This window comes from Catonella massiliensis (assembly GCF_016651435.1).
GTDB lineage: Bacteria > Bacillota > Clostridia > Lachnospirales > Lachnospiraceae > Catonella > Catonella massiliensis.
Genome location: NZ_JAEPRJ010000001.1, coordinates 308,247 through 325,946, shown reverse-complemented (window position 1 = coordinate 325,946; position 17,700 = coordinate 308,247). Strand labels below are relative to the sequence as shown.

The following is a 17,700-nucleotide window of genomic DNA, read 5'->3' as shown; positions in this document are numbered from 1 at the left end:
TCATACCTCCACCTCCCATTATATCATATATAGACACATATAGCCACATAAAATTTGAAAAAATTTGACAAAAAAATAAGCCTTAGTTGGCTTAAATAAAGGATTATTTAAATTTGGTGTTATGAGTAAGTGTCAAACTCCCGTAAAGTGGCGGTGCCACTTATATATAGAGCTCGGTTAGAGCTCTTTTTTCATTTTTTCTAGATAAAACAGCAATTAATTTGCAATTTTTCTAGAACTTTTATAAGTTAGGCATTAATCCTTGAAATGCACTCATTTATTAATTATACTCATGATAAGGAGCAATCCTAAACAAAAGATTTCGTTAAATCTATCAACCAAAAAACCGCACCCTTCAACCAGGTGCGGTTTTTATTTTCATTGAATCTTTACGGGTTGCCAGGTCTTATTAGAATACAGAATTTCTACATATTCGATATATCTACTATCTTTCCGCCTATTCTTGCTCTCTTTGCCCAGCGTCCTATCTTGTATATGACTGCTGTAATGATGGCTCCCATCACCCATGAAATCACAAGAGAATAATATATGCTTCTTGGTTCTCCCGTTGGAAGTGCCTCACTTCTTGTAAGATATGCCATTCCATAGGCAATTGGAAGTCTTATAACAGTTGTTGTAGCAAGTGCTACCCACATAGGAGTCATCGTATCTCCCGCTCCCCTGATGGTTCCTGAAAGTATCTGATTGATTGCGACTCCTATATAGCCTATTCCAAGTATACACATCATTTCATAACTCACTTCGATAACTTCTTCTGTATTGGTAAAGAGCCCCATCAGGAACTTTCCAAATATAAGTATCAGCCCTACTAAAACGACAGAGGTAGTCACTCCGATTTTAAGTCCATCCCTGGTGCCTTTTCTAACTCTGTCTATCTTCATTGCTCCTACATTCTGTCCTACAAAGGTTGTCATTGCAGTACCAAAGGTGAAGTTTGGAAGCATTGCAAAACCGTCTACCCTCATTACCACTGTAGATGCAGCTATAAATACCGTTCCGAAGGTATTGGTTAAATTCTGGACAAAGATTGCGGCTATTGCAAAAAGTGCCTGAGTAATACCAACAGGAAGTCCAAGCTTTATAAGATGTCTTGACAGTGTCCCATCTAGCTTAAAGGCCTGTCTGTCAAGGGTAAGCACATCCTTCATCTTAAGCATTCTGAGGTAGCAGAGAATGGCAGATATAATCTGTGAAATGATGGTGGCATAGGCTGCTCCTGCAACTCCCATCCCTAGCGGTCCTACAAAGATGATATCGAGAATGATGTTTACTACGGTGCATACTATGAGGTAGATAAGTGGCATGACTGAGTCGCCCATTCCCCTTAGAAGACCTGATAAAATGTTATAGTAGCTTGTACCCATGATGCCTAGACAGCTAATCATTGTATAGCTTACTGCCATATCAAGTATTTGGTGAGGCGTCCCTAAAAGCTCTAGAAAAGGCCTTATATAGAGACTTCCTGCAATCATTATGAGGATGCTGATGATGGCATTTAAGATGATTGCATTTCCAATGGTCTTTGAGAGCATTTCTTTATCCTTAGCCCCATAGTACTGAGATACAAGGATACCGGCTCCCATAGAAATGCCTATGAATAACACCATAAGAAGAAACACAAGAGCTCCGCTGGCACCTATTGCAGCCAATGCCCCATCACCCACGTATTTTCCAACTATAACAGAATCAACTGTACTGTATAGCTGTTGGGCAAAATTCCCGATTAGGAGAGGGATGGAAAACTCTATAAGTCTCTTTGATGGGCTGCCTTCGGTCATGTCTTTTGCGCCACCAAGTTTCTTAAATAAACTCTCTTTAATTCCCATGTCTGCCTCCGTTTCTACTTATATCTTTATTAAATCGATTCTACTTCTCTCCTGCATCTTTAGATAGTAATAATCTGTTTAGCCAGACAAAATTCGGCTTATATGTCCTGCTTTTGTTAGAGGGGAAGTCATAAGGACTTCCCCTCTAACAAAAGCAGCCTGTATACAAACAGGCTGCCATATATGCGCGATGTAAAGGATAAGGGCTTCTTACTGCCTAAATGTCAACTTTTTACTAATTAGCCTACCAATTTAGACGTATTTATCTTGATACCAGGGCCCATTGTAGAAGCGATGGTTACACTTCTTAAATACTGGCCCTTGGCTGAAGCCGGCTTTGCCTTTATTATAGCGCTCATAAGTGCTGTGAAATTGTCTGCGAGCTGCTCTTTAGTAAAAGATGCCTTTCCAACCGGTACATGTACAATATTGGCCTTATCAAGACGGTATTCAATCTTACCTGCCTTAATATCGTTAACGGCCTGAGTAACATCCATAGTTACTGTTCCTGCTTTAGGGTTTGGCATAAGTCCCTTAGGTCCGAGTACACGGCCAAGACGACCAACAACACCCATCATGTCAGGAGTAGCTACAACTACATCAAAATCGAACCAACCTTCGTTCTGAATCTTTGGAATGAGTTCTTCGCCACCAACAAAATCTGCTCCTGCTGCCTGAGCCTCATCAAGCTTTGTACCCTTTGCGAATACAAGCACACGAACAGTCTTACCTGTTCCGTGAGGAAGCACTACAGCACCACGGATCTGCTGATCAGCGTGACGACCGTCTACACCGAGTCTGATATGTGCTTCGATGGTTTCATCGAATTTAGCCACAGCTGTCTTCTTTGCAAGTTCTACTGCTTCTTCTGTATCGTAAGCCTTAGTCTTTTCAACAAGCTTCGCTGCGTCCTGATATTTCTTTCCTCTTTTCATTATTAAAAACCTCCTGTGGTTATCTAACTGTTCGACTGCCATTTGCAGTCTCCCACTCACACTAAAATCAAATAATCACGACTAATAATTAGTCTTCTATAACAATACCCATACTTCTAGCTGTGCCGGCTATCATGCTCATAGCTGCCTCAATGCTTGATGCATTAAGGTCAGGCATCTTAAGCTCTGCAATCTTTCTTACCTCAGAAGAAGGAATCTTAGCTACCTTATTCTTGTTAGGTACACCTGAAGCAGTCTCAATCTTTGCCGCTTTCTTTAAAAGAACCGGCGCTGGAGGAGTCTTTGTAACAAAACTAAAACTTCTGTCAGCATATACAGTAATAACTACAGGGATAATCATACCCTCATCCTTAGCTGTACGTGCATTGAACTCCTTTGTAAACTGGACAATATTAACACCATGCTGTCCAAGTGCAGGTCCTACAGGAGGGGCTGGTGTAGCCTTCGCTGCAGGGATCTGTAATTTTATATAACCTTCGACCTTCTTAGCCATATCATAACCTCCGTTAAATCTTCTTGATATCTGTGAAACTAATCTCTACCGGCATATCTCTTCCCATGGAGTTAATGTTTATGGTCACAAGTCTCTCATCAAGATCAACCTCGATAACCTCGCCTTCCTGATCCTTGAATGAACCTGTAACTATTCTAACCCAGTCTCCAACCTCAACATCTGCTTCAACTGAAGTACGGATTCCATTTAACATCTTATCCATTTCTTCAGCAGAAAGAGGAACAGGTTTAGAGCCCGGACCAACAAAGCCCGTAACACCCCTTGTATTCCTGATAACATACCAGGTTTCATCATTCATTTCCATGTTGATGAATACATATCCGGGATAAAGCTTTCTTGGTGTAGGCTTGCCCTTCTTACTGTCCTTACCACTTCTAATGATGGTAACTTCTTCAGTTGGCACGAGAACTTCTTTTATCTCGTCCTGTAATTCTCTGCTTTTGATAGTTGCTTCAATGTCGTCCTTGACTGCATTCTCATATCCTGAGTAAGTATGTACCACGTACCAATTAGTTTCTGCCATATAATCACCTTTTTTTAATATTAAAGAACACTATTAATTAAATACTGGATGCCTAAGTCCAAAAGGGCTACCACGCCTCCAAGTACAATAGTAGTTACTATTACAGCAACTGACTCTTTTGTAAGGGACTCTTTGCTTGGCCAGATTATCTTCTTAAACTCCGACTTGACCTCCTGAGTAAAACCGGCCTTAACCGCGCTCTCAGTTGTCGTATTCGCCTTGTCTCCCATTCTACATTCCTTTCAACCTGACACAATTACTTTGTTTCTTTGTGTAAAGTATGTCTCTTGCAGAATCTGCAATACTTCTTTGTTTCCATTCTTTCAGGATGAAGTTTCTTTTCCTTCATCGTGTTGTAGTTACGCTGTTTACACTCTGTACATGCCAGTGTGATTTTAACTCGCATTAATTTCACCTCCGCTTTAAAATTACCTTGTTTTTAGGCATAAAAAAAAGACCTCTTTCATCTCGCTATACCAATATAGCACAGAAAAGGCGAGTAGTCAATATTTTTTTACTCGCCCCTCTCTTTACCCCAGAAAAACAATGCAACAGTGCCGGGTCCCGTATGGCTGCCAATTGTAGTTCCTATGTTGTTAATGAGAATTTTATCCTTGATTTTCTTAAATTTGTCTTCAATAAGAAGTGCCACCTGCTGTGCATCATCAATGCAGGCAGACATTGACAGATAGCACTTGTCAGAGTAGTCTGTCCCATCATCTGCAAGCTTTTCCATCATTTCAACCATCCTGCGATAGACTCTCTTTTTTGTTCTTACCTTCTCATAGGGCCTAAGTTTACCCTCTCTGTTCACATATAGCAGAGGACAGATGCTTAGCATATTGCCAATAAACCCTTCTGCCTTTGATATTCTTCCTCCTCTTACATAGTAGGTGAGATCTGTAGAGAAGAACCAATGGTTTAGCCTAAGCCTGTTCTCTATGGCAAAGTCCCTTACTTCCTCAATAGTCCTGCCCTCATCTCTTATGTCTGCAAGTTTGTCCATAAGCAGTCCATAGCCTGAACTTGCTGCGAGGCTGTCCACTATAAATATCTTTCTATCCGGATATTTTTCACTTAGCTCATCCTTTGCAAGCATCGCAGAATTATAAGTACCTGAGATGCCAGAAGATAGGGTGAGGTGCAAAATGTCCTTGCCATCTTTTAGGAATTCCTCAAAATAATTCTCATATTCTTCAACATTTACCTGAGAGGTAGATGTCATCTTTCCTGCCGCCATTTCTCTATAAAACTTATCTATAGGCATGCTTCCATCATCCAGATACTCTATGCCATCAAGGCTAAAATGAAAAGGAATCGTTTTAATATTTCTCTTCTCATAGTGAGATGCAGATAAATCAGCAGTCGAACAGCAGCTTAATATAAAATCGTTCACTATCATCTCCTAACCAGGCATCACTTCTTAAGCGCCCTAATTTCCTTAACCTTGATTCCCTTGTTCTTAAACAGCTTCTTATAGGAGGAAAGTGATTTTTTAGGTACTTCTATAATCATCTTTTTGCTTGTATTCTTAAATATATTCTTTCCTGCTTTTTTAAGCTTAGTTGTTCTTATTACAAACCTGTCAAACTTAACCGCACCCTTAAAGGCATCATTGCCTATCTTAACAATGTCTGCATATATAACAACCTTCCTAAGCCTTTCCATATAGGAAAATCCATCCTCCTCTATGGAAGTAACTGTCATTTCATTACCTTTGTATTTTATCTTCTTAGGTATGAAAACTGTTGTTGCCCTGTCATTTACAACTCCTGAGACTCCTACATAGACTTTCCCGCTTTTTATCTCTGTAACTGTGTAAAATACACCTCCAACAGAGAATTCATCATCTACTTCTACTCCTGTAGTATTCTCATCGTCTCCCTCGTTTATCCCTCCTGGTGTAGTGACTGCTGGAGGGGTTGTCGTTACCGCCGGTGAAGTTGTCGTAATCGCTGGTGAGGTTGTGGTTATGGCCGGCGAGGAAGCATTTACAGCCTCAGGGCTCACAGCCTCTAGTGCACCATCACTTGCTGTAGCTTCTGCTACTATTACAGCCTTTATGTTATTAGTTTTTATTGTCTCTGCCTTTGCTCCCTGTATGGCAGTAAAGGATACGATCACTGAAAATGCGGCAAAGGCCGCCATTTTAATCATTTTATTCTTCATTATCTACCTCTTAAATCTAATATGCTAAGGTTTAGCATCATATATCAACCTGATTTTATAGTATGCTGCAAACATCACTTGCAAAAGAACTTAATAATTTGTCAGCTATATCATAAAGTCCATAACAAGCTCCATTCAATTAACTACGATGCCAACACTTCGTACCCATCTTCCGTTACGGCGACTGTTACTTCCCACTGCGCAGAGTATGAGCCGTCTTCAGTATATACAGTCCATTCGTTTGACTCATCTATAAATATATCAGCCCTGCCCTCATTTATCATCGGTTCTATGGTAAATACCATGCCCGGTGCAAGCACATAGCCTGTATTCTTCTTGCTTACATAGCTTACCCAAGGGTCTTCATGGAACTCCAGTCCTACACCGTGGCCGCCTATCTCACGCACTACAGAATAGCCATGCTTCTTAGCAAAGTCATTGATTGCCTGTCCCACATCGCCCAGGCAGTTCCAAGGCTTTACCACAGACAGGCCTACATCTATAGCCTCTCTTGCTACCTTTACCAGCTCTTTATCCTCAGGGAGGACATCTCCTATAAGGAACATCCTTGAAGCATCCGCGTAATAACCCTTATATATGGTAGTTACATCTACATTTACTATGTCTCCGTCTTCCAATATGTCCTCTGCGGAAGGGATACCGTGGCAAACCTGGTCATTTATAGAGGTACATACACTCTTTGGGAAGCCCTCATAGTTAAGAGGAGCCGCTATTCCACCTAGCCTTGCAGTTGCTTCTACAACTATAGAATTGATTTCTTCAGTACTCATTCCCATTTTGATTTTTGATGCAACCTCATCAAGTATGGCATTGTTTACCTTGCCCGCCTCTCTGATTCCTTCTATCTGAGCCGTATTTTTAATCATCTTATGTGTAGGTATCTTGCGTCCGGCAGCCTTCAATTCAGCCAACTTTTCATCAAATGACTGATGACAGTGCTTATATTTATTGCCACTCCCACACCAGCAATCATCATTCCTGCCTATTTTATCAAAAAACATTTCTCTACCTTCGTTCTATTATTAGCCATTTCTAACCGACCTTTTAAGAATATACTCTTTTCAGTATTAAAGTCAAGTCATTAAGACATAAATTCATCAGAAAGTCTGTATTTATTGTTGTATGCCTCGTATCTTGCTGTAAATGCTTCACTTTTGCTGCTCTTTAGCTCATTTAAGTAGCCGTGAGTCTCAAAAGAAGAGGTCTTACTTTGAATAATACAAACCGCAATATTGGAGCAGTGGTCTGAAACCCTCTCGCAGTTAGAGATTATATCAGTAAGATATATACCAAGTTCAGCGCTGCATTTGCCTGCCTGAAGTCTCTTGATATGTCTGTCTTTCATTTCTCTGGTAATTCCGTCAATGACCTGTTCAAGAGGTTCTATCTCGCCCGCCTTATTCTCATCATCCTTTGCAAAACATTCCACTGTCATATCAAGGATTTCCGAAAGTGCCCCATGAAGCACCTTAAAGTCATCAAGAGCATAGTCTGAGAAGTTCAGTTCTTTTTCTTTAAGTTCCTTCGCTATCTTATTAAGGTTTATGGCATGGTCGCCTATTCTCTCAAAGTCATTGATGCAGTGGAGCATTTCAAATATAGTATTACCTTCCACATCATTGACTTCCTTAGAAGAAAGCTTGATAAGGAAAGAACCAATCTCGTCTTCAAGATAATCAAGAGTAGACTCTGCCTTTTTGATTTCTTCGCTCTTCTTGTTGCTAAAATTCTCAAAGTTTTCAAGTGTTCTATTTATATTCGCACTTGCAAGGCGGCTCATTTCCTTTACCTTGCTTCTTGCCTGTGAGATAGCAAGTCCGGGAGAAAGTAAAAGTCTTTCATCGAAAAGCACTTCTTTCTCTGCTTCCTTCTCTGCGCCCTCATCCTTAACCACAGCATAGGCAATTTTTAGGAGCACCTTATTAAACGGCAAGAGTATACAGGTTGTAAATATATTAAAACTTGTATGGAAGATAGCTATTGCAATTATGCTAATCGGCTTGTCAAAAATCGTAAGTTGAACAAAGTATCTAAGCATGAAGTATATCACAAGACACACTACCGTTCCGATTATATTAAAGCTTATATGGACTATGGCAACTCTTTTTGCATCTCTTTTTACTCCGATGGATGAAAGAAGTGAAGTCACACAGGTACCGATATTTTCACCCATGATAATAGGAATAGCCATACCAAAAGTAATGGAGCCTGTAAGTGAAAGTGCCTGAAGCACGCCGACTGAGGCCGCTGATGACTGGATGATACCCGTAAACACAGCACCGATTAACACTCCTATGATAGGGTTGTTAAATGCTGTAAGCACACTTGTAAATTCCGGCATTTTCGCAAGAGGAGACATGGAATCACTCATCATGCCCATTCCATGCATAAGGAGGGCAAAGCCGATAAGAACCGTGCCCAAGTTTTTCTTTTTCTGCGACTTGCAAGCCATCATCATAAATGCGCCAACAAACGCCATTATCGGCGAGAAGTTAGCAGGCTTTAATAATGATATGAAAAAGTTATCCGTCTGTATGCTGTTTAGTGAAAGCAGCCAGGATGTAGCAGTCTTGCCGACATTCGCACCAAATATAACGAAGATGGTCTGTGAAAGTGTTATGATTCCGGAGTTTACAAGTCCGACCAGCATAACGGTAAGTGCTGATGATGACTGTAGTGCAACTGTAATTGCAACTCCTAAGAATAAACTCATGTACACGTTTGAGGTCAGCTTCCTAAGGCTTGTCTCAAGCTTTCCTCCCGCCACCTTTTCAAGGCTTCCCGAGAGCACGTTCATACCAAAAAGGAAGAACGCAAGCCCGCCTAACAGCGAAAATACGGAATAAATAGTCATTTGTTTCTCCTCTAGCAACTATATAAATGTTTACCATATATTAGAATAACAAATTTTCATGAATAAATACAGGGGTATTTAAAATTTTACAAAGATGTGTATATTTTTTTCGTTGCGTTATTCATCCACAAACTATTATCTCCTTCTTCCGCCTCTGGTAAGCATTATAAGCCTTAATAACTGTAAAATGGATGAAAGCAGTGCTGCAACGTAAGTCAGGGCGGCCGCTCTTAAGACCTTTCCTGCAGCACTTAACTCACTGCCCGCTAATATATTCTGTTCTTCAAGAGCAATCATTGCCCTTCTTGATGCGTCAAACTCAACAGGGAGGGTGATGAGCTGGAACAAAACTACAAAGGTAAACAGTATAACACCTATCTGTGCAAGCCCCATATAGCCCATTGCAAGACCTATTAAAATGAGTGGCCAGGAGAGCATAGAGCCTATATTTGCTACAGGTACTGATACTGACCTAAGTTTAAGGGGTGCATATCCCTCTTTGTCTTGAATAGCATGGCCACATTCGTGAGCTGCAACGCCAAGGGCAGCTACTGAGGTCGAGCCATAGACAGTCTCTGAAAGTCTAAGAACCTTCTCCGTAGGGGAATAGTGGTCTGTAAGGCTTCCCGGAATATATTGAACACTTACATCATTTATCCCCGCATTACGTAGAATCATCATAGCACAATCTGCCCCTGTCATCCCCCTACTGTTTGAAACCTGACTGTATTTCCTATATGTGCTCTTTAAGTAAAAAGAGGCAAGCATAGTCAGAATTATGCCTATGAATAGTGGAATGTCTGTATAAAACCAATACATAAAATTTCTCCTTTTGCTGGTTTTGATTTTAACCTATATTAGCTATCGTCTGCTACTTTTCTTTGACAAGAGTAAGACAACTCAAAGTTTTGTACCATTATAACGGATTATAGCTTTAATCGCAATGGTGTCATTTTATTTCAAGACCGTTAAGATATCTTCAATATTTTTTTCTGTATCTTCAAATTTATCAAATATGGGTATAATATAATCTCTAATAAGCGTACTAATCTCTCCTACTGTGTATTTATAGCTTGCCCCTGCTAACTGCCACCATTTACAAGGAGTTCTGCCTAAGAGTCTTCCAAGCTCACCACCATATACAAAACCATTATTGATATTAGCTTTTTTCATTTCTTTTGAATATATGGCGATGTGTGGCATGAATTCCACACTGCACTTATCGTTATTTCTATTGGCTTGAAAATAGATTTCATAGGTCAAATCCTTGTTTTTAGATGTTTTCTTTAATCTCTGCCCTTTGCTTATTATTTTAAAATCAGGGAAATTCCCTGCTATTTCCTGCCAAGCCTTTTCACATAATTCTCTAGGTTTCATGTTTGCATATACTCCTTAAGCTAATTTCAGTTTTTTATCAAGAGTAAATCGAAAAATTTTTGCGGATTCCGCAATTATATTTTAATTCAAGCATTTTAGGGGGCCATTAGTCCTTCTTGGTCATCAATACTGCCGTCTCCACGTGCATTAAAATTCTAATTTGTAGGGCTAATGTGTTTGTTTGTTGACTAAGTTACGCCTCCACTAATAAATGTCCAGACTCGCTCCGGTTTTTCTGTAAGATGCTGCTTAAGAATAGTTCCGTTGACGAAAAACCTAATGCGCTCGCTTAGGCATTATTAGTTCCGGCTGTTTAATTGATGAATGATAACAAACAAATGCATCAGCCACATAGGGGCAGGTGGGGGGGCTGTCTTTAATTTGGCATTCGAGTTATTATTTGTATAGATTTACGGTGCCAGCTACGAATGATAAATTCTAAGCGAGCGCATTAGGCGGAGCGAAGCGGATGCCGGAGCGAGTCTGAAATGTTATCATTCGGAGCGTCACTTAGGTTAGTCTATATAACAACTCTACAAATTAGAATTTGTAACTCATGCCAACAAAAACCTCCCACCTAAAAGATGGAAGGTTTGATTACATAACAGCACATCAGGTTTTATATCCCGTCATACCCTTATACATTGTCTAAAAGCCTTTTTAGCTTTTTATCAAAAGTCAAAACATCATAATTTTTTAGGCTTTTATATGCATATAAAATACAATCTACGAAATCTAAATTATTTTCAGCATATGTTTCCAATCCAAGTTTCAAAACATCTTTCTCAACTACCTGTATATCGGAAATGAAGTCAAGAATTGTATCTGTAATTAGCTGTTTATCAACTCCATACACTCCTTTTAGTACATAAATGACTTCAGCAATAATCTCAATCGTAACTATACTGTAACCCTTTTTAACAACCTCTGTCACTTCTAAAGCCATTTTCTCATTATCATTTAGAACGTATCTTAACACGGCATTAGCATCAAGCATTACCATATCGCTCACCTACATCTTTCTCCCAAGCCTTTTCTTCCTTTTCCCATAAGCTGGGATTAGCATATTGAGCTAATGAACCTCTCGCAGACTCTGTACTTCTTTTTTTCATTGGTACTTCTTCAATAAATTCATCTAAAACAGTAATGATAACCTTCTGATTTTTCTTCGCAGGTATCTTTTCTGCTGTCTGTACTGTACTGCCATCATAGTACCCGTTTAAGGTAAGCATAAGCAAGACCTCCATCTTAAAATATAAAAATCACCAGTGGCTAGTTCAATTTTCATTAAACCATCCTAGCTTATTTCTCTTAAATTATACTGCTGAGTATAACATAGACAAGTAGTGTTGTCTATATATCGTATATAAACATCAGCCATATATGAATATATTTTGCTCAGCTGACAAAGTTATGTATTCATCGATAAGTCTCCAGACTCGCTATGGTTTTTCTGTAAGGTAAAGTTCTAATTTGTCGAGTTTTATAATCTAAACTAAGTGACGCTCCGAATGATAACATTTCAGACTCGCTCGGCATCCGCTTCGCTACGCCTAATGCGCTCGCTTAGAATTTATCATTCGGAGCTGGCACCTTAAATTTATACAAATAATAACTAGAATACCAAATGAAAGACAGCTAACCCACCAGCCCCCATGTGGCTAATGTGTTTGTTTGTACCGACTTATTAATCAAACAGCCGGAGCTGATAATACTGCATATTTCATCAATTGTTTACAGCTCTTATATAAATAGGACTATTCACTTAGATTTCAGTTCAACAGCCGGAACTAATAATGCCTAAGCGAGCGCATTAGGTTTTTCGTCAACAGAACTATTCTAAAACAGCTTCGTTCAGAAAAACCGGAGCGAGTCTGGACATTTATTAGTGAAGGCGTCACTTTATTGGCTAATCGAAATATTATGCACTTATATTTTTAGCAATTGCTTAGCTGGTATTCTATCCGCGAAGGCGTGACTAAGCATGTCAAACAAACCCATTAGCCCAACAAATTAGAATTTGTATCGCAACATTCATAAATACCTCCCACCTAAAAGATGGGAGGTTTGCTTACAAAAATATATTTACCTTTACAGTACAGGTTTTTGAATCAGTACTACATTTTACACTTAGTCTTAAATTGTTCTCAGTGTTTTTTCTTTTTACGTATCACACTGACAACTGTTATAACTATAATCACCGCAGCCACTACCCCGATTACAGGCAGCCAGGTATCAACAATACTCTGAAATACACCATTCATATTAACATTTTCAAACATCTTTATACCTCCGTTTCTTTTACTCTGTCACCATACGTTTAGCTGACAGATAGGTTGCAAGGAAATATCCTCCGTAAATAATAAGGAACATAATCACAGTTAATCCTATATTGGTTGAAATATGGATATTCAAAAATTTTTCTACAACAGCCATCGCCTTTTCCGTAAGAAAAACAGAGTAGATGCCTGCAACCATCAAAGGAAGGGCAAAAAATACCGCTGTTTGTACAAAAATGGCTCTACTTACATCTCCCTTTGCCGCTCCTAACTTTTGCAACAGCCCATAACGGCTGACATTGTCGGTCGTCTCTGTAAGCTGTTTTAATGCAAGTAGAGCTGCGCAGATTAAAAGGAAGATTATACCAAGATAGCAGCATAAGAAGCTCATCAACGCATTTGTTCCGTAATACATTTCATACATTATGTTCTTTTCTGCATATCTATATCCGTGTGTTTTATCCAGTCCAATTGGTATCATTTTTTTCAGTACTTCATTGGAGTTTACATTAGTCTTATACCGTACCAAAAGTGCATTCATGTCTTTCTTAAGGCCATTAGCAATCTTATCAGGAACGATTAATGTCCCCCTGTCATTGTTACCAATACTAGTCATGATAAATGTATTCTGCATCACTTCATCAGAAGCCCTATGTAAGACCTGTCCATTTATCGTGACCTCCGGATGCATCTTTAGTGCGGTGTCTATATAAGCATAAGTTCCTTTGTAATTGCAGTTTATCAGATATTGATTTTCATTTAACATGAGCGGCTTCTTCCCCTGCATTTTAAGAGCTCTGTTGACATCCGATAAGGCAAAAGCATCAATCTTTTGTTCGGGAAGCTCTTCATCAATTTGCCAAAGCTCAACTCTCTGGCCTTCAAAAAACTTTCCATAGGTAAGGTCAGTCTCATACGAGCTAATCTGCTCCATCTTCTCGGCGTATTTATCCAGTCCTGCTCCTTTTTTTACAAGATATGCTGCAATGTCCCCATCTCCGTCTACAGAAATATTTGAAACCACGTTTAGGTCATAAGGAGCCGCTTCCTTGGCTAACTGGTTCATTGTAAGCGCTGTACTTGCACCGATTGACACTGTGCAAATGGTAACGGTGAGAAGTCCGCAGACAATCGTAACAATCAGATAATTCGTGCGGATTTTGCTTGCAATCTGCTGCACAAGAAATGTATTTAAGCCTCTCAGATAAAATACCCTATTAGCTTTTGAGAGCCTTATCAAAACTGTGGACAAGGTGAAAAACAAAAGGAAGGTTCCCACAGTTAAACTTGTGACCGCTATTTGAAAAGAGAAATTCCCCTTCGTCGGCAATATCCCATTCTTATTAAACAAAATGGCAGAAGCTCCAATATCTATTATGGAAAGTATAAACAAACAGGCTGTAAGTACCGGCTTTCCTGACTTCATCATTTCATTTTTTCTGTCTGCTCTTATCAGGTCAATCAACTCTACATTTGTAACCGACCAGACATTAAAAAGCAGTACAATCAGGAAGATAATTGCAAAGCATAAGGCAGTCATAAAAAGTGCCTTTGCAGAAAATACAACCTGAAATTTGTTCAATTCTACCGCAAAGAGCCTTAGCGCTGCCAGTGAAACTCCCTGTGAGATGGCAAATCCCAAAACCAATCCCACTGCCAGTGCAATACTTCCAATGCATAGAGTTTCGCCTGCAAACAGTCTTGAAATCTGCCCCTTCTTCATCCCGAGCAACATGTAAATACCTAATTCCTTTTTACGCCGTTTTAATAGGAATTGGTTTGCATAAATAATTAAAAACGCCAGCACCACAGCAATCACAATCGAAAGTGCCGATATCAGTATAACCAGCTGTTCATATAATACCTTTCTGGTGGTGCCAAGATTAGAAAGTGCAGGCTGAGCCGATATAGAGTTAAAGGCGTAAAACAGGCTTACCGAGAACATCAGCGTTAAAAAATAAATAAAATATTCTCTCATGTTCTTGTGAACATTTCGAAAAATCAGCTTTAGTGAAATCATTTTTCACCTCCCAGTACCGACACCACTTCCAATATCTTTGCAAAAAACTCTTTGCGGGTATCCCCACCACGATGCAGTTCATTAAAAACCTTACCGTCCTTGATAAAAAGTATGCGCTTACAATAGCTCGCTGAAAAGGCGTCATGAGTTACCATTAGAATGGTCGCATCCAGTTGTTCGTTAAGCTCTGTTAACATAGTCAACAACATCCTTGAGGAGTTCGTATCCAGTGCCCCTGTCGGCTCATCTGCCAGTACTATAGCGGGATTTGTCACTATTGCCCTCGCCGCTGCTACACGCTGCTGCTGGCCTCCTGACATCTGATAAGGATACTTTTCTAACACTTCTTGAATATTCAGTGCCTTTGCAACCTGTAATACTCTCTCGTTAATGTCCCCTGGCTTCATACCCGCTATAGACAGCGCAAGTGAAATGTTTTCATAAGCAGTCAGCGTATCCAAAAGATTAAAATCCTGAAATATAAATCCCAGCTTTTTCCCTCGAAAATCCGAAAGCGAGGCTCCATGAAGTTCTGTAATATCCTTTCCCTCTATGTAAATATGTCCGCTTGTGACCGTGTCTATCGTAGAGATACAGTTTAGCAATGTAGTTTTACCTGAGCCTGAGGCTCCCATAATCCCAAGGAATTCTCCCTTTTCCACGGATAATGAAATGTGGTCAATAGCCTTAGTCAGATTTCCCTTGTTGCCATAAAATTTTTGGATATCATCTACCTGTAATATTGTATTTTCCATTTGTCTTACTCCTTTCTCAAAGGCCCTTTATTTTTGTACCTTTATTCTACTTTAATACATCTGACTATGCCATTAAGTTAGATTACATTTACCTTACAAAAATGTAATCTAAAGATATAATAATAAAAGAAGCAGGAATCTACACCCCCGCCTCTTTCAAGTAGCTTTCAGTAGGAAAATCCATCGTTATGGTAGTCCCTCCCCCAGACGTACTGGAAGCAGAAAGCCCGATATTCATTTTCTCACACATTTTTTTACAAAGATATAAGCCAATGCCGGTGGACTTGGAATAGCGGCGTCCATTTTCACCTGTAAAGCCCTTATCAAATATCCTAGGTAGATCAGCTTCCGATATCCCAATTCCATTGTCCGAGACCAAAAGCAACACCCTGTTTTTTTCAGCTCTACCTGTAAATGTGATTTGCAGTCCATCTTTTCGATACTTAATTGCATTGGAAATCAGCTGCCCGATGATAAAAGTACAACTCTTGATATCTGCTGTAACAGGAATATCAAGCCCTTCCATAACCGGCTTTCCTCCCGCCTGTATCAGTGGTTTGGAGTATAACTTCAGCGCTGCTACAGTTATTGCCTGTAAGGAAGTTTTCTCTACCTTAAAGTCTTTTTCCACATCAGTACTACGAGCGTAATACAAAGCCTGTTCCACGTAGTTTTCAATCTTACCTATTTCATCATTGATGCGCAGTGTCGTGGGATTCTTATCATTTTCAATCATAAGACGTACGGACGTAATCGGTGTCTTAATCTCATGTACCCAGGACTCAATGTACTCTCTATATTCTCTGGTATCCTGTCTGGCAGCGGCTATCCTGTCATTTTGATATTTATTGCAGCGGCGCAACACCTCTATCAAAAGCTGTCCCTCTAAAAATCCCGGATGTGAGAGGAGTTCTCCTAGAAGCGTCTTTTCTTCCATCTGCTCTAACATTTTCAAAAGCAGCTTATAGTATCCACGCTTGCGGATAAAATCATAGGTAAGTGATGTCACATACGCTGTAGCAAAAACCACTTCTGCAAACAGGACAAAGACTGTAGCTGTTCCAATTAGCCAAAGAAGGGCAAAGAGCAGAACCATAGATACAAACATACACATCAAAGAGAAAATACGGTCCTTTAGATATTCTGACATCCTCATATGCAATACCCCAGTCCGCGCTTTGTTTTCAGATAATCAGGCAGGCCTATCTCTGCAAGTGTTTTTCTCAAGCGCACAATATTTACATTCAGGGTATTTTCGTCAATAAACTCCTCACTCTGCCATAGCTCATCAATGATGGCATCACGTGGAATGATATTCCCCTTATTCATCATAAGCATCCGTAAAATCCCCATTTCATTTTTGGTAAGTGCTTTACTCTGCCCTTTGTAGCTTATTTCAGCTTTAAGTACGTTTAAGGTCAGTCCCTTGTAGGTAATTGTAACATTGTCCTGCACATCATATGTTCTCTCCAGAAGTTTTTGTATTCTTGCCAGAAGAACCTGTGCATTATATGGCTTTGATATATAATCGTCAGCTCCTGTGTTTAGACTCATCAGTTCGTCAAAGTCATTGTTCCTGCTAGTTAGAACAATAACGGGAACCGTTGATTTCTGTCTTATTTCCCTGCATACCTGAAAGCCGTCCTGATAGGGCAGATTGATATCAAGGAGGATTAAGTCTGCCCCTGAGGAAAGCGCAGCTTCTGAGATATGGCGAAAATCGTCACTGCTGCTACACTCATATCCATATTTTTGAAGAAGCTCGATTAGTTCCTCCCTGATTGTCATCTCATCTTCTATAATAAATATTTTCACTCTTTTTACTTCCTTTTTTGTACTCAATATTTATACTTGCTTTATCTGCTATTTCACTTTTAAGAACTGGCTAAAGTATTGAAGCCGGATCACCACCTATACAGCCATAACTCCCGGCAACTGAGGTTTGCGCTCCTTCATCTTTTAGCTCTTCATAAGCTGTGCTGCTATCAAGTAATAATAAGGCAATTTTAGCCCTATCTCCAAATGCCTTTCCTTCACTTAATAATTTGTACTTATTAAAATCTTTCATACAGCCTCCTTTAATTTATATAATAAACTACTTCCTTCCAGGCTTTTTCACATAATTCTCCAGCCTTCATTTTAAAATGCTCCTTAAGTATTTCATATATGTTATATATTGACTCAAAGTATTAAGCTTATTATATATTTACTATATATTTACTATCCATTTACCGGATTTATTAGAACCTTCTCTTGCAATAGCTTGTTTTTTTGTCAGTGAAGATATAACCCTCTGAACTGTCTTTTCAGATTTTCCAATTCTTGTAGCCATTTCAGCCTTCGAAATTCCATCATTATTCTGGATTAAGTTAAAAATTACTTGCT

21 protein-coding genes are annotated in these 17,700 nt (G+C 39.5%); all 21 read right to left on the bottom strand.

Annotated elements, in window-relative coordinates:
• Window positions 1-425: 425 nt before the first annotated feature.
• The gene (locus JJN12_RS01420) at window positions 426-1,847 is read right to left on the bottom strand and encodes an MATE family efflux transporter (protein WP_208428016.1); all 1,422 of its coding nucleotides are present in this window, start codon (window positions 1,845-1,847) and stop codon (window positions 426-428) included.
• 239 nt (window positions 1,848-2,086) lie between these two features.
• Entirely contained in the window at window positions 2,087-2,782 is a 696-nt protein-coding gene (rplA, locus tag JJN12_RS01415; RefSeq protein ID WP_208428015.1) for a 50S ribosomal protein L1, read from the bottom strand.
• An 88-nt stretch (window positions 2,783-2,870) separates the two neighbouring features.
• Window positions 2,871-3,296: a 50S ribosomal protein L11 gene (gene rplK / locus JJN12_RS01410; RefSeq protein ID WP_208428014.1), complete on the bottom strand. Its 426-nt coding sequence runs from the start codon at window positions 3,294-3,296 to the stop codon at window positions 2,871-2,873.
• A gap of 13 nt (window positions 3,297-3,309) precedes the next feature.
• Window positions 3,310-3,840, bottom strand: a complete 531-nt coding sequence (gene nusG / locus JJN12_RS01405) for a transcription termination/antitermination protein NusG (protein ID WP_208428013.1) — start codon at window positions 3,838-3,840, stop codon at window positions 3,310-3,312.
• Between the two features lie 20 nt (window positions 3,841-3,860).
• Window positions 3,861-4,070, bottom strand: a complete 210-nt coding sequence (gene secE / locus JJN12_RS01400) for a preprotein translocase subunit SecE (RefSeq protein ID WP_208428012.1) — start codon at window positions 4,068-4,070, stop codon at window positions 3,861-3,863.
• 26 nt (window positions 4,071-4,096) lie between these two features.
• Window positions 4,097-4,246 carry a 50S ribosomal protein L33 gene (gene rpmG / locus JJN12_RS01395; protein WP_023356034.1) on the bottom strand — a complete coding sequence of 50 codons (150 nt, stop codon included), beginning with the start codon at window positions 4,244-4,246 and terminating at the stop codon, window positions 4,097-4,099.
• A gap of 108 nt (window positions 4,247-4,354) precedes the next feature.
• Window positions 4,355-5,242: a DegV family protein gene (locus JJN12_RS01390; protein WP_236013633.1), complete on the bottom strand. Its 888-nt coding sequence runs from the start codon at window positions 5,240-5,242 to the stop codon at window positions 4,355-4,357.
• Between the two features lie 14 nt (window positions 5,243-5,256).
• The gene (locus JJN12_RS01385; protein WP_208428010.1) at window positions 5,257-6,009 is read right to left on the bottom strand and encodes a leucine-rich repeat protein; all 753 of its coding nucleotides are present in this window, start codon (window positions 6,007-6,009) and stop codon (window positions 5,257-5,259) included.
• Window positions 6,010-6,152: 143 nt separating this feature from the next.
• Window positions 6,153-7,031: a methionyl aminopeptidase gene (locus JJN12_RS01380; protein ID WP_208428009.1), complete on the bottom strand. Its 879-nt coding sequence runs from the start codon at window positions 7,029-7,031 to the stop codon at window positions 6,153-6,155.
• A gap of 80 nt (window positions 7,032-7,111) precedes the next feature.
• Complete coding sequence (locus JJN12_RS01375) at window positions 7,112-8,884, bottom strand: Na/Pi cotransporter family protein (RefSeq protein WP_208428008.1); 1,773 nt, start codon at window positions 8,882-8,884, stop codon at window positions 7,112-7,114.
• Window positions 8,885-9,019: 135 nt separating this feature from the next.
• Window positions 9,020-9,703, bottom strand: coding sequence for a zinc metallopeptidase (locus tag JJN12_RS01370; RefSeq protein WP_208428007.1), 684 nt, complete (start codon window positions 9,701-9,703; stop codon window positions 9,020-9,022).
• Between the two features lie 135 nt (window positions 9,704-9,838).
• Window positions 9,839-10,261, bottom strand: coding sequence for a DUF4304 domain-containing protein (locus JJN12_RS01365; RefSeq protein WP_236013630.1), 423 nt, complete (start codon window positions 10,259-10,261; stop codon window positions 9,839-9,841).
• Window positions 10,262-10,898: 637 nt separating this feature from the next.
• Entirely contained in the window at window positions 10,899-11,264 is a 366-nt protein-coding gene (locus JJN12_RS01360) for a PIN domain-containing protein (protein WP_208430280.1), read from the bottom strand.
• Window positions 11,251-11,493, bottom strand: coding sequence for a hypothetical protein (locus tag JJN12_RS01355; RefSeq protein ID WP_208428006.1), 243 nt, complete (start codon window positions 11,491-11,493; stop codon window positions 11,251-11,253). The genes JJN12_RS01360 and JJN12_RS01355 overlap by 14 nt, the downstream gene beginning before the upstream one ends.
• A gap of 915 nt (window positions 11,494-12,408) precedes the next feature.
• Window positions 12,409-12,543, bottom strand: coding sequence for a hypothetical protein (locus JJN12_RS14340; protein ID WP_268905548.1), 135 nt, complete (start codon window positions 12,541-12,543; stop codon window positions 12,409-12,411).
• Window positions 12,544-12,562: 19 nt separating this feature from the next.
• On the bottom strand, window positions 12,563-14,560 hold the full coding sequence (locus JJN12_RS01350; protein ID WP_208428005.1) for an ABC transporter permease: 1,998 nt from the start codon (window positions 14,558-14,560) through the stop codon (window positions 12,563-12,565).
• Window positions 14,557-15,315: an ABC transporter ATP-binding protein gene (locus JJN12_RS01345; protein ID WP_208428004.1), complete on the bottom strand. Its 759-nt coding sequence runs from the start codon at window positions 15,313-15,315 to the stop codon at window positions 14,557-14,559. The genes JJN12_RS01350 and JJN12_RS01345 overlap by 4 nt, the downstream gene beginning before the upstream one ends.
• 139 nt (window positions 15,316-15,454) lie before the next feature.
• Window positions 15,455-16,471, bottom strand: a complete 1,017-nt coding sequence (locus JJN12_RS01340) for a sensor histidine kinase (protein ID WP_208428003.1) — start codon at window positions 16,469-16,471, stop codon at window positions 15,455-15,457.
• Entirely contained in the window at window positions 16,468-17,130 is a 663-nt protein-coding gene (locus tag JJN12_RS01335; protein WP_208428002.1) for a response regulator transcription factor, read from the bottom strand. Before JJN12_RS01335 ends, JJN12_RS01340 begins: the two co-directional genes overlap by 4 nt.
• Window positions 17,131-17,200: 70 nt before the next feature.
• Window positions 17,201-17,383, bottom strand: coding sequence for a hypothetical protein (locus JJN12_RS01330; RefSeq protein ID WP_236013627.1), 183 nt, complete (start codon window positions 17,381-17,383; stop codon window positions 17,201-17,203).
• A 141-nt stretch (window positions 17,384-17,524) separates the two neighbouring features.
• Complete coding sequence (locus tag JJN12_RS14065; RefSeq protein WP_328706811.1) at window positions 17,525-17,692, bottom strand: winged helix-turn-helix transcriptional regulator; 168 nt, start codon at window positions 17,690-17,692, stop codon at window positions 17,525-17,527.
• Window positions 17,693-17,700: the final 8 nt, after the last annotated feature.